Origin of the sequence: Nostoc sp. C057 (assembly GCF_013393925.1) — a bacterium.
GTDB lineage: Bacteria > Cyanobacteriota > Cyanobacteriia > Cyanobacteriales > Nostocaceae > Nostoc > Nostoc muscorum_A.
Map to the genome: position 1 here is coordinate 5221452 of NZ_CP040281.1, position 25028 is coordinate 5246479.

General features: G+C 40.5%; 21 protein-coding genes. 6 read left to right on the forward strand and 15 right to left on the reverse strand.

Features of this window, described 5'->3' with window-relative positions; all coding sequences use genetic code 11:
* Positions 1-4 precede the first annotated feature (4 nt).
* From FD724_RS22335 to FD724_RS22350, 4 genes are all read right to left on the reverse strand, one after another.
* Complete coding sequence (locus FD724_RS22335) at positions 5-1123, reverse strand: ABC transporter substrate-binding protein (protein ID WP_179074134.1); 1119 nt, start codon at positions 1121-1123, stop codon at positions 5-7.
* A 432-nt stretch (positions 1124-1555) separates the two neighbouring features.
* Positions 1556-1957: a chorismate mutase gene (aroH, locus tag FD724_RS22340; protein ID WP_199346339.1), complete on the reverse strand. Its 402-nt coding sequence runs from the start codon at positions 1955-1957 to the stop codon at positions 1556-1558.
* Positions 1958-2071: 114 nt separating this feature from the next.
* Entirely contained in the window at positions 2072-2893 is an 822-nt protein-coding gene (gene sppA / locus FD724_RS22345; protein ID WP_163930209.1) for a signal peptide peptidase SppA, read from the reverse strand.
* Between the two features lie 543 nt (positions 2894-3436).
* Positions 3437-3733, reverse strand: a complete 297-nt coding sequence (locus FD724_RS22350) for a hypothetical protein (protein WP_179074136.1) — start codon at positions 3731-3733, stop codon at positions 3437-3439.
* Positions 3734-4164: 431 nt separating this feature from the next.
* On the opposite strand from FD724_RS22350, the gene FD724_RS22355 reads away from it, so the two are divergent.
* The 4 genes from FD724_RS22355 (at position 4165) to plsY (ending at position 7656) form a co-directional block, all read left to right on the forward strand.
* The gene (locus FD724_RS22355) at positions 4165-4962 is read left to right on the forward strand and encodes an MlaE family lipid ABC transporter permease subunit (RefSeq protein WP_012410611.1); all 798 of its coding nucleotides are present in this window, start codon (positions 4165-4167) and stop codon (positions 4960-4962) included.
* Positions 4963-5069: 107 nt separating this feature from the next.
* Entirely contained in the window at positions 5070-5486 is a 417-nt protein-coding gene (locus FD724_RS22360; RefSeq protein WP_179074137.1) for a DUF3119 family protein, read from the forward strand.
* A gap of 137 nt (positions 5487-5623) precedes the next feature.
* Complete coding sequence (locus FD724_RS22365) at positions 5624-6898, forward strand: DUF3086 domain-containing protein (protein WP_179074138.1); 1275 nt, start codon at positions 5624-5626, stop codon at positions 6896-6898.
* 80 nt (positions 6899-6978) lie between these two features.
* Positions 6979-7656 carry a glycerol-3-phosphate 1-O-acyltransferase PlsY gene (gene plsY, locus FD724_RS22370; protein ID WP_179074139.1) on the forward strand — a complete coding sequence of 226 codons (678 nt, stop codon included), beginning with the start codon at positions 6979-6981 and terminating at the stop codon, positions 7654-7656.
* Between the two features lie 53 nt (positions 7657-7709).
* On the opposite strand, the gene FD724_RS22375 is transcribed toward plsY, so the two are convergent.
* The 11 genes from FD724_RS22375 to FD724_RS22425 form a co-directional block, all read right to left on the reverse strand.
* Positions 7710-7970 carry a hypothetical protein gene (locus FD724_RS22375; protein WP_041566350.1) on the reverse strand — a complete coding sequence of 87 codons (261 nt, stop codon included), beginning with the start codon at positions 7968-7970 and terminating at the stop codon, positions 7710-7712.
* 59 nt (positions 7971-8029) lie between these two features.
* On the reverse strand, positions 8030-8269 hold the full coding sequence (locus FD724_RS22380; RefSeq protein ID WP_114082867.1) for a hypothetical protein: 240 nt from the start codon (positions 8267-8269) through the stop codon (positions 8030-8032).
* A 507-nt stretch (positions 8270-8776) separates the two neighbouring features.
* The gene (locus FD724_RS22385) at positions 8777-9349 is read right to left on the reverse strand and encodes a hypothetical protein (RefSeq protein ID WP_179074140.1); all 573 of its coding nucleotides are present in this window, start codon (positions 9347-9349) and stop codon (positions 8777-8779) included.
* Between the two features lie 114 nt (positions 9350-9463).
* Positions 9464-11068 carry a TrbI/VirB10 family protein gene (locus FD724_RS22390; protein WP_179074141.1) on the reverse strand — a complete coding sequence of 535 codons (1605 nt, stop codon included), beginning with the start codon at positions 11066-11068 and terminating at the stop codon, positions 9464-9466.
* Positions 11065-11769: a hypothetical protein gene (locus FD724_RS22395; RefSeq protein ID WP_179074142.1), complete on the reverse strand. Its 705-nt coding sequence runs from the start codon at positions 11767-11769 to the stop codon at positions 11065-11067. Before FD724_RS22395 ends, FD724_RS22390 begins: the two co-directional genes overlap by 4 nt.
* Positions 11770-11843: 74 nt before the next feature.
* Positions 11844-12644, reverse strand: a complete 801-nt coding sequence (locus tag FD724_RS22400) for a hypothetical protein (RefSeq protein ID WP_179074143.1) — start codon at positions 12642-12644, stop codon at positions 11844-11846.
* Positions 12645-12762: 118 nt separating this feature from the next.
* Entirely contained in the window at positions 12763-13812 is a 1050-nt protein-coding gene (locus FD724_RS22405; protein WP_163930188.1) for a hypothetical protein, read from the reverse strand.
* Between the two features lie 75 nt (positions 13813-13887).
* Positions 13888-14718, reverse strand: a complete 831-nt coding sequence (locus FD724_RS22410) for a hypothetical protein (protein WP_179074144.1) — start codon at positions 14716-14718, stop codon at positions 13888-13890.
* 211 nt (positions 14719-14929) lie between these two features.
* Positions 14930-17677: a hypothetical protein gene (locus tag FD724_RS22415; protein WP_179074145.1), complete on the reverse strand. Its 2748-nt coding sequence runs from the start codon at positions 17675-17677 to the stop codon at positions 14930-14932.
* Positions 17625-18002 (reverse strand): hypothetical protein, encoded by a 378-nt coding sequence (locus tag FD724_RS22420; protein WP_114082875.1) that lies wholly within the window; start codon positions 18000-18002, stop codon positions 17625-17627. The genes FD724_RS22415 and FD724_RS22420 overlap by 53 nt, the downstream gene beginning before the upstream one ends.
* A gap of 14 nt (positions 18003-18016) precedes the next feature.
* A complete protein-coding gene (locus FD724_RS22425) occupies positions 18017-18637 on the reverse strand; it encodes a hypothetical protein (RefSeq protein ID WP_179074146.1) in 621 nt (206 codons plus the stop codon).
* Between the two features lie 1841 nt (positions 18638-20478).
* Between FD724_RS22425 and FD724_RS22430 the strand changes: the two genes are divergently transcribed.
* Both FD724_RS22430 and FD724_RS22435 read left to right on the forward strand, forming a co-directional pair.
* A complete protein-coding gene (locus FD724_RS22430) occupies positions 20479-21942 on the forward strand; it encodes a substrate-binding domain-containing protein (protein ID WP_179074147.1) in 1464 nt (487 codons plus the stop codon).
* A 401-nt stretch (positions 21943-22343) separates the two neighbouring features.
* Positions 22344-24806, forward strand: a complete 2463-nt coding sequence (locus FD724_RS22435) for a DUF4114 domain-containing protein (protein ID WP_179074148.1) — start codon at positions 22344-22346, stop codon at positions 24804-24806.
* The last annotated feature ends 222 nt before the right edge of the window (positions 24807-25028 follow it).

Consider the following 25028-nt stretch of genomic DNA (forward strand, 5'->3'; position numbering starts at 1 on the left):
TAAACTAGGAGGGAGGCTTCAAGAATGAAGAATTGAACAAAGTTTTTAGCTCAGGAATGCGCGTGACGTTTCCAGAGCGAATAAAAAAGTCTGTATATATCTTGGCAGTTTTGTAGATGGAGTTAGAGCTGCTAGATTGCAATAATTTTTGATTTTCACCTAAATCAATTAGGTTTACTCCCTCCAGAGAGATTGTATTGCTAGGAATTTTTAAGACTTTGCTGATGATAGCGTTTCCTTCCTGAACATTTGCTTTCCAGTAGTTTACTGCTTGCAGCCATCCTCGCACGAATGCACGAACATCTTCAGGGCGATCGCGGATGATCTCACCGCGAAAGACAATCATATCTAAAATCAAGCCAGGGGTTTGTTTGCTGGTAAATAGGATATGTCCCCCTAATTTTCTCGCTTCAGAAAGATGGGGTTCCCAAGTGTGTCCAGCTTGAATAGTATTATTTTCCAGACGTTGAGGAACTTCTGAAGCCTCTGATTTAACCAGGGCGAACGCACGGGATTTCTGAAACCCTTGCTGGGCAAGGATCTTGATGAAAAAATAGGCTAAATTAAAAAACGCCAAAACCCTTGCTATTAAAGGATTCTTATACTTTAGATGCGTTTGCCCTGCTGATTTAACTAAGTTCACATCATCGCTGGTTAAGTTGGCAGTTTTCAACATCTCAGTTACGAAAACTTCGCTAAAACCGCCTAGATTTGCACCCAGTTTTTTCCCTTTCAAGTCAGCAACGGTTTTAATTTGTGATTGGGCGACTACTACATCTGCTCCTGTTGATTCATCTACAACCATCACGCATTGTATATCTGGATTTGTGGCGCTCAAGATGATAAAACTTCCCAAAGAATACATAGCACCATCATACTTACCCGCACTGAAATTTCCTTGTTCCAATTGGATGTATCGTTTATGAAGAATTAGTTCCACATCTACCCCTTGGGCTTTGAAGAATCCTTTTTCTTGAGCAATGATGCCTGGATACTCCCCAACAAAATATCCAACTGGTATTTTCAAGGGAGGGCGTTTGAATTCGATTGGTGCCCTCTGACAAGCAAATAGCAAACAGGCCGTAATGATAAAAGTACCAGCGTATTTAAGTAGTTTTAACATAGAATATTTGCTATTTTGTAATCATTGCCGCTCAAATATTAAACTAAATTAACTATCTGTTCAAATTCAAATTAACAGGCAAAATTTTTTAAATATTGGATGAAAAAAGTTCTGATTTTATGAATTTATCTGATTGATTCTATGACAAGATTACTATTTGCTTGTCAAGCAGTCTCACAGAAGTGATTAATCATTTTTTGAAATATACAAATTGGGAGCATCCCAATGCAAACAAATTTACTAAGATAATGAGTCGTCATTGCGTTCGCCTCTGGCGTTCCCGAAGGTATGAAGCGTAGAGCCTTCTCTTCTCTTTCAGAGACGCTAATGCGAACGAGAGGCTTTTCTGCGACACGCTACGCGAACTGCATAGCTTCGCTTAACGCAGTAGCGTCTCGTAAGAGAAGCAAAATGTACTCTTTATGATTCAATTTACACTTTTGACTTCACTACTGGCTGTGATGTTTGTAAAGACTGAGGCAAACTCCAGTCGGGACGCAAGCTAGCGGCGTTGCGTAAATAGATATGATGAATTGAGGCGGAGGCTGGCAGATAGGCGTGGATTAAGAACCGAATGCAGCGCTGTAAGCTACCTTCGACGTGCATTTGCTGCACATCCAACATGGCCACATTATCCCAACCAGGACGCGCTCTAGCGATCGCAGCTGGAAAAATCGCATCCAAATCGCGTGTCACTGAGAAAGTCACACTAATCATGTCTGTCGGCTGAAATTGATTCCGATTTTCCAATTCATCTAGTAGTTCTGTAACTACTTCTTGAATTACCTCAACAGTATTTTCTGAAGCAGTTGTTGCTCCGCGAATAGCCCGCATTTGCCACTCCACGCCAAAATCCTCCTAAAAAGATAAAAGTTAGGAGTTAGAAGTTAGGAGTTAGGAGTTAGGAGTTCAAACTCTTAACTTCTCACTCCTAACTCCTAACTCAAGCTAGGGACGATATAACCACAACGGTAAACCACTAGTAGAGACTTCAAATTCGAGCCAATCAATTCCAGATCGAATTCCTGATGAAACCTGACGACTTCCTGGTAGAAGGCGACTCAATAGGGGTTTACGTTCTTCTAGGGTATAGCAGAGAGTTTTTTCCGGATCGAGTCCGACTAATTCTGCTGTCCAGCGACGGGCATCTTCTTCTGTGCCCAGGCGGTCTACAACACCCAATTCTAGGGCTTGCTGTCCAGTAAAAATCCGACCATCGGCGAAACTTTTTACAGCTTCTACTGTTAAAGAACGGCCATCAGCTACCGTTTGGACAAACTGCTGATAACTTGTGTCAATCAACTCTTGCAAGATGTTTTCTTCTGGTTGAGTCAGCTGCCGATCAAAAGCCAAAATGTCTTTGTAAGGGCCAGACTTAATTACCTGGAAGGAAACACCGATTTTTTCTAGCAAGCGTTCCAAGTTATTGCCACGCAAAATCACACCAATACTACCCGTAATTGTACCTGGGTTAGATACGATGTGTTCTGCTCCCATACCGATGTAGACACCTCCAGAAGCCGAAATATTGCCAAAGCTAGCGACGATTTTAATTTTTTCGCGCAAACGCTTCAGGGCGCTGTAAATTTCTTGAGAATCTCCGACTGTACCGCCAGGGCTATCGATACGCAGCAATAATGCCGGAAATTTTTTTTCTTCTACAGTTTTCAGTGCTTCTAGGACGCGTTTGCGAGTCGCACCGGCGATCGCACCAGTAATTTCAATCCGCGCAATTTGTTTTCTAAACTTGGGCTTAAACGGCCAAACCATGAGCTGTAAACATTCCTCGTAATAAACTCAATATAAGATCCCCAGAGGTCAGACGACCTTCTTTGCTCTGTTAAGAAACATGAGCAGGCATTATGTTTATCAGATTTTAAGGGAATTTTTATATTTTGCAGTGAGTTTTATTTGATATTCTCGATGAATGCTAATAAATTCCTTAAAGATTGCAGCCAACACAAAATGCCAAACTCTAGTCTAGCGTTCAATGCGGTGGTTTAGCACAGACTATTTTAGCTATTTTACATAATTAAAAGTTTCAAAGCCCTTGTTCTACTAGCTTTTTGACTGTTTTCGGATTGGTTTACTACAGTCGGGCACACAGAACATTTATCAGTAATTAATAACTAATAACTAATTAACAATAAGTATTTAATTAATAATTTCGGTACTCAATTTAATTAATAAAATTTCATTCAGCAACACTAATCACTGTTTAGGTTAAGACCAGTAATACATTCATTTTGGGGAATCTCAATTTTTCCTCTCTTGTACAGCCCATGAACACCTGACGAAGACTATTCACATCACTTATGAATCTATTCGTAAAATTTGATACCGATAGTAAACATAAGTATCAAACAGTGACCCGACGAAACTACAGGTCAAGCTAATTACAAATAATCCACGCAGGGGAGTCCCACTGCCAAAGGTGGCGAGAAAACGTATAATCTCAGTGGCGATCGCCTCAGTTAACTCTTGTAAACCCGGAAGGGAACCAATAAGGGATAAAAGGAGCAGTCCACCGCCAACGAAGAAGATGGGAGCGACAAAACTAAATATGATCGTAAGTACTAAGGAGCGGAGAAAGTTAATGAAAATAGTCATTTAGGACAAACTCCGTGAGTAGAGATGACAATAGCTAGATAGCGGTTTGTCATTTTCTACAATACGTGCGATCGCTCCTAAGCAGACAATCTGTCAAAAATCTTAAGTTTTCATTAAAAGAAATGGCTACCAGTTACAACACGTGCTGGGGCTTTCCAAAATTATTTAAATCAATCAAACCCTTGCATAATCAAGCTTGTGGTCAAGATTAGCATTCATTCATTGGTTTGCAGCACGTTTAATAATAGCTTTTTTTTCTGAGAGCATTTTTAATCTAAGTTAATATTCAGCCTCCTTGAGAGTCAGGGGCATAAGGGCAATGAGTTAGAAATAACCATTCCCCATTCCCAATTCCCAATTCCCAATTCCCCATTCCCTATCCCAACGACTTCCGCTATTCTTAAGGCAGTTACCGAGTTAGCTACAGAACATTGAACCAGACTACATCCAAATCCAGTTTAGGAGAATGGAGTCAGCGATTGCTGGCAGCGATTTTTCTGGGTGGGCAAGTACTAGTTCACCTATTGAGGGGCAAAATCCATCGGCGCAACACCTTAGAACAAATGGCAGCAGTTGGGCCAGATTCCCTATTTATTGCCCTATTGACGGCTATTTTTGTCGGCGCGGTGTTTACCATTCAAGTGGCGCGGGAATTTATCAACTTTGGTGCAGGAAACATTATCGGGGGGGTGCTTTCTATAGCGTTGACAAGAGAACTCTCTCCCGTGTTGACAGCAGTGGTTTTAGCTGGGCGAGTCGGTTCTGCCTTTGCAGCCGAAATCGGTACCATGCGCGTCACAGAACAAATCGATGCCATGTTGATGTTAAAAACAGATCCAATCGATTATCTGGTCATTCCCCGCGTTATTGCTTGCTGTTTAATGCTACCAATTTTAACCCTCCTGTCTTTGATAACAGGGATGTTCGGAGGATTCATAATTGCGACAAATGTCTACAACCTTTCTGATACGGTATTTCTAGACTCAGCCCGTAACTTTCTTGGGATCTGGGATATTATTAGCGCCATGCTTAAGGCGTTTTGCTTTGGGATTTTAATCGCCGTAATTGGTTGCAGTTGGGGATTGACGACAACAGGAGGAGCTAAAGGAGTAGGACAGTCAACCACAACTGCTGTTGTGACTGCCTTGCTAATTATATTTGTTAGCAACTTCTTTCTTTCTTGGTTAATGTTTCAAGGACTTGGCAGTGCATTTTTGAAAGGCTTATAAAAGTGAGAAGTGAGTATTTAGGAGTTAGGAGTGATGAGTTAAAACTCCTCACTCTTGTAGAGACACGATTAATCGCGTCTCTACTTCTGACTCCTAAAATAAGAGATATGTTTACTAATAAAGCAGGATTTAAAACTGTGACCAGTTCATTTGCTCCTAACTCCACATCAACTGTGGAACTCAAGCCTAGTTACAATATACCTATAGTATTGGTGATTACCGCTATTCCACTACTGTTGGTACAACCGTGGATAGGCGCTGTTTTCACACTGTTTGGCTTATTTCTCATGTTTCAAGCGTTAACGCTGCGTTTGCAATTTACCGTCACCGACTTAGATATTTACAGAAGTGAAAAATTGATTCGGCGCTTTCCCTACCAGGAATGGCAAAACTGGCGGATCTTCTGGAATGGAGTCCCCATTTTGTTTTACTTTAAAGAAATTAAAAGTATTCACTTTTTGCCGATTTTATTTGACCCCAACACCTTGAAAACTTGCTTAGAACAACGTTGTCCGCGTATTTAGTGCTGAGTACCATGAGCGGTGAGTCATTTTGCTCTCAACTCATAACTCAGCCCTTGTGACTCAGGACTTTTATGGCAGGTTAATTGTAATATTTCTGAAAGCTATTTATTCGCGTCATAGGAATTACACTATTGTTTATGAACCCAGAGGCATCTCAAACCCCAGAACCAATTGATGAGCGGTTGGCAGAAAAAGAAGAGCAAAACAATGCAGTTGAACATCCAGTCAATCCATCTGTTGAGTCAGTGGGAGAAACAGGAGGCGTTAGCTCATCAGAAAACTACGCAACTTTTGAGCCACTCATCTCCAATGCAGAAGTGGTAGATACTACAGTAGAGCTAACAGAAAATTCAAATGGCGAGTTTGTAGCGCAGTCGGAACCAGAAAATACCGCACTGGGGTCAGAAATAGAATCAGAAAATCATTCATTATATGCAGAAGCAGAGCAGCGAGTAGCAGAGTTGCAAAACGCTGAAGCAGCCCTCAAGGAAGAAATAGTTAAGCTGCAAGCTTCTTATAAAACCCTTCAGACACAAGTGAGCGAAACTCAAACCTCACTGGGACGAATTGTGCAAGAGTCGTTGGTACAGTTAGAACAACGCAAACAAACCCTACAAATTTCTGTAGAACAACTAGAACGCCGTCAAGAACGTATCCGCAACGAGATGCGAACCACTTTTGCTGGTACATCCCAAGACTTGGCAATTCGGGTGCAGGGTTTTAAAGACTATCTCACGGGTAGCTTACAGGATTTAGCCGTTGCTGCCGAACAGTTGCAACTAACGCCAACAGTGGTGGAACGAGAAAAACCAGCTGTAAAAGAGGCTAAACCTGTTGAATCGCAACCTGGAATACCTCAATTTGCCCAACAGCAGTTTCAAGATACTACAAAGCAAATTCGCCGCCTAATTGACCAATACCGCAATAAACCAGATTATTACGGCCCAGCATGGCAACTACGCCGAACCTTTGAACCAATCCATGCAGAGCGAGTCTCGAATTGGTTTTTTACCCAAGGGGGACGGGGTGGTTTGCGGACAATGGGTAGCCGCTTACAGAATATTCTGATTGCCTCAGCTGCAATTTCGATATTACACAAGCTGTATGGCGATCGCATTCGTACTTTAGTTTTAGCTAATACACCAGAGCGATTAGGTGAATGGCGGCGCGGCTTACAAGACTGTTTGGGAATCGGTCGCCCAGATTTTGGACCAGACCGGGGTGTAGTATTATTTGAGGCTTCTGATGCTCTTGCTCAGAAAGCAGACCGATTGACGAAAGCCAATCAACTGCCCTTAATTATCATTGACGATTCAGAAGAGCAAATCAGTTTGTCACTGCTGCAATTTCCTCTGTGGTTAGCCTTTGCTCCTGACCCCAAAACCGTGAGAAACTATGATGATGACTTTTAATTAGTCCATAGTAGAAACGTTGCAATGCAACGTTTCTACATAGTTTTTGAATTTTGAATGCGTGAATTTTAAATTTTATTATGGCTATTTGGTTAACCGGATGTGGGGCGATTGTGGTCATAGCCTACCTACTGGGTTCCTTTCCCACTGGGTATATTGCTGTGAAGCAGTTAAAAGGTATCGATATTCGGGAAGTTGGTTCAGGTTCCACTGGCGCAACTAATGTGCTAAGAACCTTGGGTAAAGGGCCAGGAGCATTTGTTTTAGTACTTGATGCCTTAAAGGGAGTATTAGCGATCGCTCTAGTTTACTGGTTATTCAATTTCGCCTCTAGTCAAAATTTTATCCCTGCAACGGTAGATGCACAACTGTGGCAACCGTGGGTAGTAATTTTAGCTGGGTTAGCTGCCATTCTGGGACATAGTAAATCGATTTTTTTGGGCTTTAGCGGTGGTAAATCTGTTGCTATCAGCTTGGGGATTTTATTGGCAATGAGTTGGCAGGTAGGTTTAGCAACAGCCGGTGTGTTTGCCGTCGTTGTGGCAATATCGCGGATTGTCTCTTTAAGTTCAATTGTAGGTGCGATCGCTGTTTCCATTTTCATGGTAATTTTGTATCAACCGTTACCCTATATTCTGTTTGGGATTGCCGGTGGATTATATGTAATTTTGCGCCATCGCACTAATATTGAACGACTGTTTGCTGGTACTGAGCCAAAAATTGGGCAAAAGGTAGAGACACCAGAACAAACTGTATAATTTACCAACTGTAAATAGATATATTTTGTCCCCAGCTTCAGCCAGGTTTAAGTTTATGAATTGACGTTCCCTTTCATTAAACGGTGGATGAGGCGGCAAGGCCAGAAAAAAGCTCCACAGATACTTACTGAAGCGATCGCGGCCACAACTCGCCAAGTCGAATTGGTTCCAGTGGCAGACTCTGAAGGGTGAGCTTGTTGTGTACTTTTAGCTAGTTCTGGCACTGAACGAGATAGCTGGCTGGCTGTACTCACCCCTTCAATTGCGGCTCCAATTAGATAAGCTACTAGGGCGATTACTAGCCAGTGATTCATAATATTCAACTGTTTCAACTCTGAGCGTATGCTTGGCATTAAGCAATCGATTTCTCGCGCTAATGATTGCCGCCTTGCCCGAAGGATAACCGACCTTCAGCCGTATCACGAATGAGAGGCAGTTTAGATTTTATATAAGTATTGAGGCTGCTATCTGCCTGGGCATCAAGAACCTGCTTCGCTTTTAACTGCTGGAGGAGTAATTGTACTAAAGCAGCATCGTCAAAATGGAGCAGGGTGTTGACCTGGGTAGACTCGATTACAGCCCAAAGCTGTTGCATCATTTTCGCTGTTACCATGAGTCTGTAACCTCTTAAGCTTTTCTTTATAATTACACAGATTTTTAATTTGTGCTTGATTTTTATCTGAAGAATTATAAAGATGTCGGCTTAAAATGCTTGAGTAAGTAAGTTGGGCGTAAATAATTGTCGTTGGGATAAGGCAATAGGCAAAAGGTAAAAGGCAATATGTATAAGGGTTTTAGCCTAGTTCATTTTTATTTACATAGTTTGATTTTATTGTGACAACTTGCTTAAGCCAATATGGTTAAGTTATAGCATTTTTCAATTGATTGAAATACAACCCTGCTCATTCATGATTCTTTACCCTAATGGCGGTGTATTGCGGTTCTCAATTGTATGGAATACAGAGCTAACCAAAATATACCTAACCCTTGTAGCCTCTCTTCTTTTAGAGTTGCCCATTAAAGCAAGAATTTTAGAAAGCCACAATGCAGATATCCGTAAGCATCAGCACTTTTTTGTCAAAGCTAAACTTCAGTCGTTGTTGAGTACTACTTTTGAAGTTTATCGTGGAACTTTCGCACAAGCTCCTTCTTGACCAGAAGGATCGGAAAAAATTGCTAAAGTGTGATATTCAGGATTATCTGTTCCATATATCACTCGAAAAGTATATAACTTATTTCTACCTTGCGCTTCGGTAACAACTGTTAAAAGTGTATTTTTAGTAAGAGGAAGTCCAGGAATGTTCAGCTTTTTAATTCGTCTGAGTTGAATTACATTTGCTGCGGAGTTTTTACAATCTCCTATATTAGTATTAGCTTCTTGACCAAACTGCATACATACAGGGCCATCAAAATCTAGAGTTACCTGTGATGGATCGTTTAACCAAACTTTTTTAATTACTTCTCCAGATGGAATAAAACTTAAGTTTGTTCCTTGTTGATACCAAATCTTGATTGTAGGTATTAGTCCCCCTAAACCCTGCGCTTGACAGGAAAAAATGGAACGCAGAACAGCATTATTAGCACCAGCACGTCCTACCAACAATAACATAGCAACCGAGAAAATTAAGGAAGCTAGAGGTAGGAAATAAGAATTATGTGAGCTATTTCCTGACAAGTTAGTATTCTTTTTCATGGTTGCAAATTAGGAGATTGATAGAACAGGTAAAAATAGGGAAGATGGCAAGAAAACTAATTACTTAATTACCATTACCCAATGCAAATTTAAAATTGGTATCAATCCTACCTCTTAAAACTGGGTTACTTGATTAACGTATATTTCAATATTTGTACCGGCTGGCAAAAACCAAATATTCGTTTGCTGGGACATTTGGGCGATCGCCTGTTGATTACGTTGGGCAATTTGGGGGACTACAGAGTTCAAACCACCTTCCACAACCCCGGCTGCAATATCGCGTCTGTTTTTAGTGACAGTAGTAAGAGTTGTGCTGCTACTGGTGTTGCCATCAACGGTAGTTTGTGAAGTAAGTGGTTGCAGTTCAGTATCACTACGATTTATTAACTCTGCTGCTTTCCCAATACCTCCCAAAACGAATAGTCCTAAATCCATCGATGCTATGGACGAGCCTTGACTGGGAAATTTATTTGCAATTAAAGGTTTACCTTGGGTAGCGCGAATAATAATTGCATTGTTAGGTAAGCTTCGTTCTATCGGGTTGCCGTTATTTTGCGAGACAACTTTCACTACATTCATCTGCAAAAGACCTTGTTCGGAGAGGGAGCTAATTTCAGCTAGGAATTCGGTATTTGCAGGTAGAGCGATCGCACCATCGGTAGATTTTAGCGGTTCTTTTAATCTGATCACAAATACGTTTTTCTGTTCACCTGTATCACCGCCGCCACCGCTTGACTTGGTAGTTTCCCCAAATATTGCCGTCGCCAACACAGCTTTAGCACTACTTCCTACTGCTACAGATTTTTGTCCCTGCTGTTGCGCTTGACTGACTAGAGGAGCAGCAGTTTGCTGTTGTGGAGTTTGCTCAGGATTTGGGTTTGGTGTTTGTTGCTGCGGCTGTGGATTGTTTGGAGGTTCAGAAGCAGCTACCGTGTTATTGGGTTGATCGTTGGCATTGACTTGACCATAGCTACCTAACTTTGATAATTTTGTCCACTCTTCAAATGGGTTTGGTGGAGCTGGTGGAGTGATATTAACTACGGGTTGAGTATTTGGCTTCACAACTGGTAGTTGGGGTGATGGCAGTTGAGAAGCAGGTACTTTAACAATGCGCTCAACTGTCACTGTTCGAGGTGCGTAAGCTATTGGTGGGGGTGTTGGGATCACTTTCTGTGTACCTCTAGAAGAAATTGATGGTTCTCGTAAGGCTACTTTAGGCGTTGATTTGGCAATTCTGAGTTGTTGTTGGGCGGCTCTTACCAACTGTGCTTGTTCCGTCAGGGCTAATTTCGTTTTCAGAGTATCTACTTCGACTGCTAGCTGTTGAGAGGTCGATTCATTAATTGGTTGCTCACGCATCGGTGGGGAAACAATATTTTTTGGCTTCTGATTGCTGGTACCCATCAACTGGGATAAAAACACACCACCCACCAAAACGATCGCTAAAGTAGCAGCCCCTACCAAGCCTAATTTTGCAAAGGGGTTAGATGAGAGGGGTTGCTTAGTCTGAACTTCTTGTGGTTGATAAGGAGACTCTTGCGGCATTGCAGAGTCTTCCGATCCTTGAGGATTGCCAGAAAAAGATTCTTCTTCAAAGCCGACCAACTTTGAGATCCGTGATTCCCAATCAAAAGATTCTACATCTTGCTGGCGATCGTCTGTAGTTAAAGCAAATCCATTTTGAGGAGGCGTTTGGGCAGGAATTGAGTATCGAGTCATGGTAAAGCTTGGTTGGGATTTCCAGAACAATTTTTATCTTGGATTTCACAGACATTATAAATTTCTAATCTGGCTTCACCAAGGCGGTAAGCTGCGAAGTACGTCGGTAGTGGCGCATTTGGTAGTGAAGTTGCTGGTTCATCTATTGCTCTAACTAAAATTTGTTTATTAAACGAAACTGATTTTCCCAACCTATCATAACCGCTAAAAATTAATTGATTGGCAAACATCTCTACTTTCCAGTTTCCCTTACTGATTTCTGTTGGTTGAGAAATTTTTTGGATGACTAATACATTCTCAGTTCCTCTACTAACATTTTCAAATTGACTATCTGGATTTAAATTAGTAATTTCTGATTTAAGTTTTTGTTTAAAATCATCAGCTACCAGTTGAGAAGTAATTTCCCAAACCTGTGTAGGTGGCTGTTGTTGTGACCAGTTAAGCATTAAGCTCATCGTTTCAGCCACAAAGCGCCGAATAGTCTCTGGCTGTCGCTCTAAATTTGGTTGAGCGTCTACTGTTATAGTGCGACCATCAACAAGTTGTACCAAACTTTGAGGTGTAAGTTGCCGACTTAACTGTTGTAACATAGACCCATGAAATATTAGTAAAAGCAAGGTTAATACATGTAAACCAAATGTTCCTACTGCCAAGAGTGGTAATGGGCTATTTCTCTTATTTTCTGGTTTAAGTAATTGCATTAATAATTGATTATATAAATTTAACTATGACTCAGTGAATTAAAAATCTCTTATTTTATAAAGCTATCAGAGGTTTATCCAGCCCTGCATTGCTTTAAATTATCTTCGTTAAGGTTGTTATACCCATCTAGCAAACATAAATTACGAATTTCATAAATTTCTAGTTTATCAGTGCGGACACTATAAATTGCTTTTTGCAAGTCTGTGACGTTGTTGGCTTGGGGATTACCAAAATAATCTACTGCACGGACAAGTAAATCTTTGTTAAAAGGAGTGACGATTTTTTCACCACCAACTCGATTCTTTTGAATTAAGTCGGCTACCATCCCCACTCGCCACTTACCTGGTGCAATTTGTTTTGGTGGATACACTCGCTTAATAATTAATTGTGATGTCATAACTTGGTTAGGATTTTCCGAGAAAACTTCTGGCGGGGTCATTTCTGCAACTGTGCTTAAGAAACCTTTGCGAAAGTCTTCTGATAAGGCAAAACTTGCTATCCAAGTACTAGTACTAATTTTTTGGCTACTACCTTGGGGTGTTCTAATTAGAATTCCTAAATCTGCTTTAGGATTTGCAACTTCTTCGATATTTTGTGGTGGTAAGGTTCCCGACCAGGTAAACATTGATATCATCGTTTTGCTGATGAATCGGCGAATTGCTTCTGGTTCTCTTGCTAAATCATCAATATTGCCTACTGGTTTACCATCTATTAGTTGCACAAAGTTGGGAGGTTTTCTCAGACTAAGTTGGCGAATATTTAGCCCTTGAAATATGAATAAAAGTAAAACTAATACATGTAAACTGAAGGACGCGATCGCAAAAATTGTCAAAACACTTCCCGTTCTTTGTCTTTTTTCTAGTAGACGCACCATTTATTCATCTCCTCCTGCAAAAAACTTCAGCCATTATATATGATGATTTGCGTATAGTCGGCAGTCAGGAAAATAGCCACTATTTAGAATATATTCTTCTTTAGAAATTTTGAGTTGCTTATATCCTCTCCTTCACTAAAGAAGCTGTATTGCTAATAGCACTGAAAACTGCAAAACCGCCAGCCGCAGCTACAAGTAAGGATAAAAGTGGTGCTAAAATTCCTAGAAAAATAATGAACCACATTAAATCTGGATCAACATTAGCATCTTGACCCGGCCCATTGACAATAACTGCGGCAGTCAGCACCGCAATAATATTGAATGAAATCTTGGCGATTCCAATAGATAAAAATCCAGTCAGCCATGCGAAGATTGGTTTGCCCGCGACAGGTAGTAAAGACCCACCTACAGCTATTGGGCCTAAAGCTGCTATCAGCAACATCGTAGCTTCTATCAAATTCTGAAAGGCATATTGTAACGAAACTAAAAAGTTTTTGATACTCGTTTGGACTGTAGAACCTAATAAAGAATTAAATGAGGTTTCTGATACAATCCCAGTGCCATATCTAATGTTATCTACCTTAGTTTGTAGTCTAATTATCCAATTTTTATTCCCATATATATCTCTATATTTTTGCCAAAGAATGTTAACTTTTTCGGCAGCTTTGACAAAGCATTGACTTTGTTGTTCGCCAGTCAGTGATTGACATGGACGCAGCAAAGAACCAGCTACTTCTTCGGCAACACTCATATTCAGTGCTTGCTGGTACATTTTGTCTGCATCTGCTGATACCACGACTTGCTGATTCACAGTGTTCAGAAAATTCCGCACTCCTAGTGTCAGATTAGAAAGAATACTTCCATTGGCTGAATTACTTAAGAGGATCACCACAATAAAAGGCCAAATTAAAGCTGATATGGGACGAGTATATTCATAGGATAGTAAGTCTTTGAGGAATTGTATCATGAAAAACAACAGGGTTCCTACCGCAAAAAAAATACCCAGATTTGTCAGCGCTCCATACAAGTTATTACTACTGTTATTTTGTAATAAATCTAGCCATTGCTTATCCCAACCTTCGGCAATACTTTGAGAGGTTGCAGCACCATTATCAAGAATCTCATCAATGCCTACTTGGGCAAATATTTGTTGAATAGCAAGTTGCATGTTCAGTTAACTAACTGTCTTTTAAAAAATGTATTTTCTAGAATCAGAAGAATTGAGATTTCTCAATTTTAAATTTCAATTATTAAGCTTTCTGCCAAACAAATCTAGTTGAGAAGTCGCCCGCAAAAGTCGCGCAGCTTCGGTAGATGTTTCCACTCTCCGAGCGCGATTTGCTTCTTCTGACTGCTGAGAAATATTTGCCAAGTTTAAATTCGAGTATTGCAAAGACTGATTATTTTGTAATGTCTGAGCAAATGTTTCAGCTACGATTTTCGATTGTTCCTGTTGGATTTTAATGGTTTCTTGGTTGGTAGTTAACAATGCTAATAAGCCCTGACCTAGTAAGTTGTCGGCAATACTTATAACTTGTTTAGCAGCTGTGTCAATACCAGTACTCTCTAATTTATTCTTAAAGCTATTAATTTGGTTATCAGCATCGTTTGAGCCGGCAATATCTTGCAGACTTCTCTCTGTATTTTCTAACTTTGATTTTGTCCGAATTTGTCCCTTTTCACCAAGAATCCCTACCGCTACTCCACGGGTAATTACCCGATTAAGTTCATTACTAACTAAATTTCCCCGCACTGCTGAATTATTCTCAAAGCGACCCGCTCTTGAGTCGGAATTAGAAGAGTAGAGAATCAAATTATCACGAACTCTTTGCCCAGCCATAACAGGGTTAGGTATATTCAATTCTCCTCTGGCATTACTCAGAGCATTTTGACTCTGTACTTCTACAGGCTTTAAGTTGTCGCTCAGATTATATTGAAGGTAGTTTTGCAAATCTGTGGAATATGATTGAAAATCAGTCCAAACCTGGCCTAATGCGCCCGTCTGAATTTGTGCCATCGCTGGTAGGATTGCCAAAGATAGCAATGTCAAAGTAAAAATGGTAGTTTTTCTCATATTTCTATACCTCAAAAAGGTAGATGCAATTAAGTTTGCTGTAAGTAGGATTTAAGTTACAAGAAAGAAAGTTGCGAAACAAAATTAAATTCTTGTGGGTTGGGCAATATGAGCGCCCTAACTAAGTTAAATGTGAAACTACATATTTTGGGTGAATATCTTGTCTGCCTTTGCTTACGGGCGACCGAGATGTCCATGATAAAGTCCACGATTAACTACTACGTAAAGTAGCCACTAACTGGCGTGCAAAGGCAGAAATTGCTTCATATTTATTGTTGTGGAGTTGCATCATTTTACTCCGGGCAGTTTGTTCAGATGGGTTATTAGCAACTGCTGCCAATTGTTCATAACCTGGATAATAACGACAGAATGTATAAATACCGTTATCATCTAATAGCCATTGGCTATAGACACCTTCTTTGCGGGGAAAAAAGCTTTCTGAAGCATTACGAGAAATAATGTTGCGGGGATATTTTAAGATATCTGCAAAACTATCCACTGCAACTGGTTGAATTCTTCCAATCAATCGCGTTGTCAAGTTTTGCAAAATTTTAGATGCAGCTTTAGATTTGGCAATGGTATCAGGATCTTGTCCCGATAAGATGACTCTGATACCGGCTTTAGCACCGTTGGCACAAATTCTGCCAACTAAGTCAGAGATTTGCTCGAATTCAAATAAAATTGGTGCTTCGTCAATAAAGAATATAGAAGCTGGGCTACTTAATGCCCGTCGCAATGCTGCTGAATAGGCACTCAAAGATAGTACGGCTGCATCTTCACTATCTGATAAGTTTCTGAGAGCAAAAACTAACAGTTGTGCATCAGTAGGAAAGCTAGATGGTGCAGAAATAGCTTGTCCCACCCGACTAGAGAGCCAAAACCGCAAGCGTAGTTGAATTTGACTCAGAGCGTCTTCTACTCTGCCACTTAAAGAATCTAGCTGCAAGTATTCTGGCGAGCAGAAATAAAGAAAATCTTTCAACGTAGGGGTTTTCTGCCAAGCCAGAGTGCCGAATCCTCCCATCATCGCCTGTCGATATCGCTCTTTGATGCCCTCATCTGTAAAGAAGGCTTCTAAAGCTAGGTTGAGCAGCGATCGCACTGTTTGCGATAAAATTTGACTTTCAGTGGACGATCCTAAAACCATTGTCATTAAAGCTGATTCTAGGAAGGCGGTATAATCGTTAAAGCGATCGCGCTGTTGTTCTGGTTCTAGCGATCGCAAATCTGGCTGTTCAAATAAGTTATTTGATTGTTTGGAGATATCAAAATAGGCTCCATTCCCCTCCATAAACTCTGTATAGTCTGTGAAAGTTGATGTGCCATCAGGTTTAGGGAAATCTAACGCCACTACAGGAATTCCATGCGCCAAAGCTTGAGTTAAAATCCCTGATACTAATACAGATTTACCAGCACGAGTTGTCGCAAACAAAGCTAAATTTTTGTGTTGATTAAACAAATCTAAATGTACAGGTGTTCCACCTTCTTCGGCAATCAATTCAAAGCCTTCTTTGTCACCCCGTTTAGTTAAAACTAAAGGCATTAATCCGGGAACTTCACTGGTTAAATATAGCTGACGACGGTTAAAGGGTGTTGCTAATAAACCTTCCCAAACTATTGGTAGAGTTTGCAGCCAAATTTTCCAGGCATATTCAGTTTCCCTAATTACTCTTGCTGGACGTTGAAAACAGTTTTCAATATACCTTGTTGCCTCATCTAATTTTTCAACAGTTGGACGATGTACCAAAATAGCGATACTCGTATAAATCGGAACTGCACCTTCAAATAATTGTTCTTGTGCCGCTACCGATTTCTTCAACTTCAATTGAGCGTTGACATCAATGGTTTTACTTTTTTCTTGAGCCATGATTGTCGTCATGTTTGACTGCTTCAGCACTCGTTGCAAAGTCGTTTTTACCATTGCTGAATTTGCGGCAGTCAACTCACAAAAAATCTCTGTATCTACAACTCTTTCTCTGGCCAATAGTTCCCATAAATATCGCAGTTGGGAAGATTTATTTGGCCAACCTCCTGGTTTTTCGAGAAATGACAGTGCGCCAATATAACGATTGTTAACATTAACCCAACGGCGATCGGCACAAGGTACGCTAGATTCCATCAGCAAAGTTGTGCCGTGGATATTGTCTATCAGCAATTTAGTACTAGCTAAATCTGAATTAGCTTGCTCATGCAGTCCTTGTTCATCTAATGTCATCAACTGAGGAATCTCTATTGCCTCTGTATCATTAAACCTTTTCCAGACCTCTTTCCAGAGTTCATCTGCTGTCAAAGGTTTGATATCCAATCCCATTTGATTAGATAAAATCTGTTCCCAGCGCAGAAAACCCTGCTTGTAAGCATTTGTGATTAGGGTTTCGATGCGCTGATTTTCTACTTCTGAGAGTTCACCTTTGAATTTCAACCACCACGATTCAGCTTTGACTAAAAGTTTCTCTATCCAATCATCTGCATGTTGCGAGTTAGATTCAATGGTGTAAGTGACATAAATCCGCAAAAATTTTGGCTTGCGAACACCAGAAATAGTCAGTTCTTTGACTCTGGCTCTTTCTGCCATCAACAAGTATTTGATATCTCGTGATGGCGCATTTCTGATTAGTGTTGCTAATTCTTTTTGGCGTTCTTTGTCAGAACTAAAAGACCCTAAATGCAGCGTCATCCTTTCACCGCTAGGGATATCTTTTAATCCAGCTTCAATGTTATTAAAAAGTGTATCGATTTGTTCGGGTCTTAAAGTAGTATGAATTCCCTTACAGTCAAAACCAAAAACAAAGCAAAACCGATCTTTTTGAGTGCCTTTTGTCAAAAGGTACGCGCCAATATCGCGTCCATTCAAGGCGACACGTAACATTGTCGCCAAGTGTAAGGCATCTTCAAATGGTGTTAATCTACTTTCGTTTCCGGCTATGCCGACGCTTTGTTTTCCGATTTTTTGCTTCATGGTTAACTTCCAGTAAGCTTTGATAACGAGCAAAGCCTCTTGTCCAAGCGGGAACGCCAATAAATTTACTTAAAAAACTCCAACTCCTACCACCAGTTAAAATCCACCAGGTTCCTATTCCCCAACCAGTCATTAGTACTGTCCACAACCATTTTTGAAACTCTTCTTGGAAAAGACCCCCAAAAATTCCATTGATAATAAAGTAGGAGGCTAAGGCAATCACCGTCCAAGGAAGAATTTGATCGGCAGGGATGGGCCCTAGAGAAGGTTGGCTTCCCAGAACCTGATTAACTGGACGAAATTCTTGTTCCCGCTCTTGAGACATTTGAAATATCTGAATTATTTACTGCTATCGCCAATTACAAAGCGTGTGAGTACATCAGCAATAGTAACAGCAACAACGACTAATAGGGGAGTTCTGGCAATGCTTTGCCAATCTTCATCTTTACGCACTGCGTTGATCACACCAACCAGGGAGATTGCAATATATAGTAAGTAAATCGCCCGCAACACATTAAATATCAAACTTACAGCTGTGTTGCTACCACCACTATTTGTTGTTGAACCATCACTTAAGGTTTTTTTGAAAAACTTTTCAGCTTCTCCAAAAAACTGTGCTTGTGCGGTGCCAGCAAAACAATCTAACCAATAAAAACTCAGGATGAAGGCTGCTGCTAGAATTTGCAATAATATTAGCGATCGCCTAGGTAAATGAAACTGCTGCCCAATTTGCTGGGTAATGACTGCAATTAAACTACCAACTAGTAAACAAAAAAGCAGGATAGGACTTTTTAGGCTGATAACGCTTACAAGTACAGCACAAGCAATCAAAAAAGGTATAGATTCAATCAGAATGAATAAACTGGATTCCAGTCCCAGTCTTAACTTATGAGATCCTTTGACAGCGCTACCAGTTAAAGCTTTGAAAAAGTTTCTCTTGTGAGAACTTTGTCTAGACATTTGCTAATTTTCCTATGGTGTACTATGAGTGTTGGTTGTTTCAAATTTTACAAGCATTACAATTTTACATGATCTAACATTTATTTATCCTCAAATTATAAAGTTATAGCTAGCAAAGTCCTATACTATACACAAACCTATATTAAGTTAAGTTAACAAAACATTAATAATTATTTAATTAAGTAGGCATGACTTGAGAGACTAGGTTTTATGAAGCCTTTGGGATTTTCAATAAATAAACTATCCAATCTTGTAGGGCGGGCATCTTGCTCATCCCCCAATAAATAGTTGGATATTTTTTTGTTTAGAAGTCCCTTTAACCAGAACTACCACAGTCTTCTTAAAGTTTTTCCATACTATCAATTATGAGTTTGGGGAATCCATTGGAAATGCGAGATAATGCTTGGTAGCATACCGCTCTTTAATCACTATCGCTAGAGTAAAATCTGAATTCCTTGTCCAGACGGAGTTTTGAACGCTGAGTTTTATTTAGGATTTCTATGAGTAAGCATACACGCATAACAGAAAGCCAGCGCTCAGGGCTGTTTTAAAGCGATACCTACACGGTTAAGCTTCGCTAAGGCGTAAAAACCTGGTGATGCCAAGGCTACTTGTGTCACCTCTGAAGATCAGCTCATATAAATTTCCATTGCTTGCCTGGAATAATTTAGCAATTGGATTAGTCCCTCTATTGGGCAAGACGGTTCCCGTAAAGTTGAGCAGTGTTGCCGGATAGAGGTATGAATCTGGATGTAGAGACGTTGCAATTTTGCCTAAATATTCTGAACACTTACAAATTGGTTGATTGTCAACTAAGTAAGTTGGCACAATCAAACCAAACTATGTGAAGAAAGATAAAGTAGACTGAAACCTTCTTTCCTCCTGCCTTCTCCCAACGACAAATTTTTATGCCGACCTACTTATAGGTTTATTGGCTATGATAGCTAGATTTTTCAGCTATTTTTTCCGATGCCTGGATTGGGCTATACCTACACAACTAATAAAATGCTGAAATAACGCATTTTCGTTGATACATATTATGGTTGATTTTTAAAATATATATACTCTATTAAATACATATTAAACCCTCTAAAAGAGCTTAATAAGCAAAATCATAACCTTAAGAAAAAATTTCAGATTTTACTCTGGCCAGATTAATAAAAAAGCGCTAAAAAACTGCTTTTAAAACACCGACAAATTGCAAAAACACATTTAAGTTTTTTAATCATTCCATAATGTAATCATGATTTGAGCTTTACCTTAACACTATACTGTTAATTTCGTTGGCAAAACTTCAACAGCTATTAGCCATAGCATTTTCAAAAAAATCGTGAAATTATGACTTTCTTTCGTTTGCACCTTAGCGGTAGTTTGTGTAAACTGCTGTGTATATGCACTCAAGAAAGTGATTTTCATAATTCAGATAAAGTTGCCATCCCAAACAAGTAAGTTGGTAAAATTCAACATGGCTTTTTAACAGGGTATAAGAGACTGAGAATGTTAATTTAGGTATGATTCATAGTACCTAATAACTACTACCTTATACTAAGCCATTGAATGTTTCTTTATACAAACTTACTTTAGGAATATAGAGTTTTGAACTAGCAAAACATTATGTAACTGGGTGCATTAACAATAGTCAAATGCACTCAAAAAATTTGCAGTTTTGCTTTTGGTTTTCTCTACATTCTTAAATGCTTTGTGCAAACTTTTGATTTATCAATAATTTTTATAGTGTCAGTTTTTTGTCCTTAAAGAAAGTTATTGATAATTGCCAGTTTGACACTTGATTTGGATTTGTTAGGGTTTAACACCCAAAAATTAACTTGAAGGAGCTTGACATGGTTTTCTATCGCGATCGCCTGAATAATTTGACAAGTTCAGTTTCTATACTCGCCATCACCATTGGTTTAGTAATAGGTCAATCTGTTAATGAGAAATCTTTAGCTCAGACTTCCACCACTCCTCCCCCAGCTGGAGTAACCTCCATAAATGGTCTAGGTGCAAGCACTGTAAATACTTTATTTGTAGGTACAGGACAGACAAATCCATGTCCTTTTGGTTCAAAAGGCTCATGGTTTAACGTTTTCGGTGTTGGAAATCCTTCATCTCTCAATGCTGATTTAGCTGCAATCACCAACAATTGCCCAGTTGGAACTTATGGTCCAGTCGTTAATAACGACACATTCAGATATGCTTCGGTTGGTAGCGGCGCAGGCATAACAGCTTTTTTCAATCAAACCGTACCACCAGCATCACCTGGCCCTACCATTCTAGCCCCAGTCTCGTTTGCAGCTACTGACGACCCTTTAGCAGGAACACAAATAGAACAAACAGTCACCACCGGTACTGGAAAGCCCAATAGCGGAAAGGCTATTCAAGTGCCTGTAGTAGGTGTTGGAATCACCCTATCTTACAACCGTACTGGTCTTAGCATACCAGCAGCAGGACTGAAGCTTTCCCGAAATACTTACTGTGGTATTTTGAAAGGCACCATCACAAATTGGAATGATTCCAGAATTAGAACAGATAACGGCGGCGCAGTCATTGCAGTCAACTTACCCATCAAAGTTGTACGTCGTAGTGACAATAGTGGTAGTACCTTTGTTTTAAGCACTCATCTCAATACTGTATGTAAAACTGCTGCGACTTCAACAATTCAAGCAGCTAATATATGGGATAAAGGAGTGGGTAGCATAAGTACTTCAGGTACTGTACCTCCAGCACCACCAGCCAATACAGTTGTTTGGCCAACCACCTTCCTATCTGCTTCAGGAGGTGGAGGTGTAGCCACTGCCATCACAGCCAATAATGGTGCTATTGGTTATGTAGATAGTGCTACGCGTTTAGCTAGAAGTCTACCTGCTGCACTTTTACAGAACAAAGCAAATGTATACGTTGGCCCTACAACAGCCGGAATTCAAGGCGCTTTGAGTGTTGGAACCATTGTGAAATATGGTACTGCTCCCGCTAACAGGCTGATTAGAATTGATAACTTAGCCGATCCAAACGCTGCAACTGCCTATCCCATTTCCGCAGCAACTTATGCGCTGTTTTATGACGTATACCAAAACAGTACCACAGGCAATTTGATAGCAACTCATATTAGAACCTTCATTAACTGGGCTTTAGCAAATTCAACACAACCAGTTCCTCCTGCTACCAATTCCTCCAACCCCACTCCAGATCAGATAGCTATAAATCGAGGATATGCTCCTCTTCCCAACACCATCAAAACAGTGGCTAGAACTGTTGTGAATACTTGCGTAAACACTACTACTGGTGCTTCTCCTTGCACCCCTTAAGTTGATAAATCTGCCTAGTATTTGACCACACCAACTTTAATAGGTAAACAATTTGGTAGTAAGGACTTTAGTCTTTGTCTTAAGCACCAAAGTCCTTACTAAGTAGCAGCCAAAGTTGCAGTGGTGGACTACTAGCCGCTTGCCGGAAAATTCAACAGTTAATTCTGTTGGCACTTTTAGGAATCATTATTTGATGTAATAAAAACATTGTTTTAGGGGCAATTTATTGGATTATCTCTAAAACAATGGTTCCTATAAAAATAGGAACTTATTTGAATGTAATAAAAATAAAAAATATTTTAAATTAATTCACTTAACCTAAATTTTAACTAATACTAATGTTATTTATTTAGAAATATTACATATACTCAATTCCTAATAACAAAGAATACGAGAAAATCATGGCTGATACATTATTCAACCTATCGTCGCTAGATGGTAACAACGGCTTTACCATCAACGGCAATGCTAGTGACTCATCAGGTAACTCAGTCAGTAATGCCGGAGACATCAACGGCGATAACATCGACGACCTAATTATTGGCGCACCTGGTGCTGGAAAAAGCTACGTAGTATTTGGCAGCACCAACGGCTTTAATACCAGCCTCAACCTCTCAGACCTCAACGGCAGCAACGGCTTTAGCATCAACGGCAGTAGTAGCGACTCATCAGGCACATCAGTTAGTAATGCTGGGGATATTAACAATGACGGCATCGGCGACCTAATTATTGGTGCATCAGGTGCAGCTTTGGGTGCAGGGCAGAGCTATGTAGTATTTGGCAGTCGTAACAGCTTCAATGCCAACCTCGACCTCTCATCATTGGATGGCAACAACGGCTTTGTCATTAACGGTATTAATGGGCGAAACTCAGATGGCATCTCAGACTCATCAGGCACATCAGTTAGTAATGCCGGAGACATCAACGGCGATAACATCAGCGACCTAATTATTGGCGCACCCAGTGCCGCTTCAGGTGGAGGGCAGAGCTACGTAGTATTTGGTAGTAGTAGTGCATTTAGTGCTAGCCTCAACCTCTCAGACCTCAACGGCAGCAATGGCTTTGCCATCAATGGCAACAGCAACGACTCATCAGGCAACTCAGTTAGCAGCGCTGGGGACGTTAACCGTGATGGCATCGGCGACCTAATTATTGGCGCACAGGGTAGTGGAAAGAGCTACGTGGTCTTTGGTAGCACTACTGCCTTTAGTGCTAACTTCGACCTGTCTAGTCTCAATGGCAGCAACGGTTTTGTCATTAATGGCAATGCCAGTGACTTTTTTGGTGCCTCAGTCAGCAATGCTGGAGACGTTAATAATGATGACATCGACGATTTAATCATTGGTGCATACAATGCTGCTTCTGGTGCAGGGCAAAGCTATGTGGTGTTTGGTACTACCAATGGTTTTGATGCCATTAATAACCTCTCAGACCTCGGCAGCAACGGCTTTGTCATCAACGGCATTAATGGCAATGATGTTTCAGGTTTTTCAGTTAGCGCGGCTGGAGATGTCAACGATGACGACATTGCTGACCTAATTATCGGCGCACCTTTTGCTTTATCTGGTGCTGGGCAGAGCTACGTAGTATTTGGCAGTAGTAACGGCTTTAGTGAAAGTCTCGACCTTTCCAACCTTGACCCCAGCCAGGGCTTTGCCATCAATGGTATTAATGCTACTGATTCCTCATCTACTTCAGTTAGTGCTGCTGGCGATATCAATAATGATGGTGCTGATGACTTGCTTGTGGGCGCACCTGGTGCTGGGCAAAGCTATGTTGTCTTTGGAACTCCAAAACCACAACCTGAACCGGAACCTGAACCACAATCTCCAGAACTTACAAATAGTGGTAATGATGTCTTTAATATCAAAGGTGAGAATGATACGGTAATACTCCAAGTTGCGATCGCAGGCAGCAATTCTAAGTTAGTGAATGAATTCGGTGTATATAGTGTTGATGATGCTACAGGCGAAATTGACGGTATTGCCTCGGGCGAGGCAGGTTATGCCCGCAAAGCTTTAGAACGAGGACAAGTGATTCTTTCAGCTATTGCCAATCCACCTGATGGGTTTAGCAACAGTCCTCTCAATGGTTCATTAGAGTTCCCATCTGATACTAACCTGAGATTTTATTTAGTCAAAAATAGTACAACTGAAAATGTGCTGACTAATATCACACCAATCACTGACGTACTGTTTTCTGACCCTTCAAATCAAAAAATTACTAGTTTAGATAACAATACGTTCTCCTTGGCTTGGAAAGATGGTTCTGGTAATAACACTAATGATTTCCAGAATCTAGTCGTAAAAATTCAGCCTACAAGTGAGCCTTTACCTTTGGGTACAAGTCTACAAGGTAAACCACAAGGAGAATTGATTGACTTAAGAGATATTGAACAACGGGTAACAGCTAATTTTGCTGTCAACCGAGAAGCTGTATTCAATAATTTCATCGGATTTTATAAAGTAGCTGATGAAAATGGTGGTATTGATACCAACGGCGATGGTAAGGGAGATATTCTTGTTGGCCAAGCTGGTTATACCGAAGCTGCACTGCGTCAACGCGTTGCAGGAATTGACCTGACGGTGAATAACCAAGGTACGGCAAGTTATACTGGCACTTTCGAGCCTGGTTCTATCTTCGCACCATTCATTATTGTCGATGGCAGACCAGATGCTGTTTTAGATAACAATCCTAATAATAATCCAGCAGTTTACTTCTCATTCTTGGGTGCTAATAGTGACAAGGTAGATCATATTCGTTTGTTAGGGAATAACACCTTTGGCTTTGAGGATTTAGCAAATGGGGGTGACAAAGATTTTAATGATGTTATTGTGCGAGTTAATTTGAGTATTGCCTCCTAATTTGAGGAGTTTATAACCACCAAAAAAGGTGAACAAGCTAGTAGTTCGCCAAGTGAACTTGGCGGGGTAAAGGGGAAAGGGGAAGGGGGAAAGATTTCAAATCCCTTACCCCTTACCCCTTCCCCTTTCCCCAGCCATCACGCAGCATTTTTGGGTTGGCAGACTACTAGTCTTGGGATCGCCAATGGATGAATCTCACAACTATTTGGGCTTGTTCGCCTT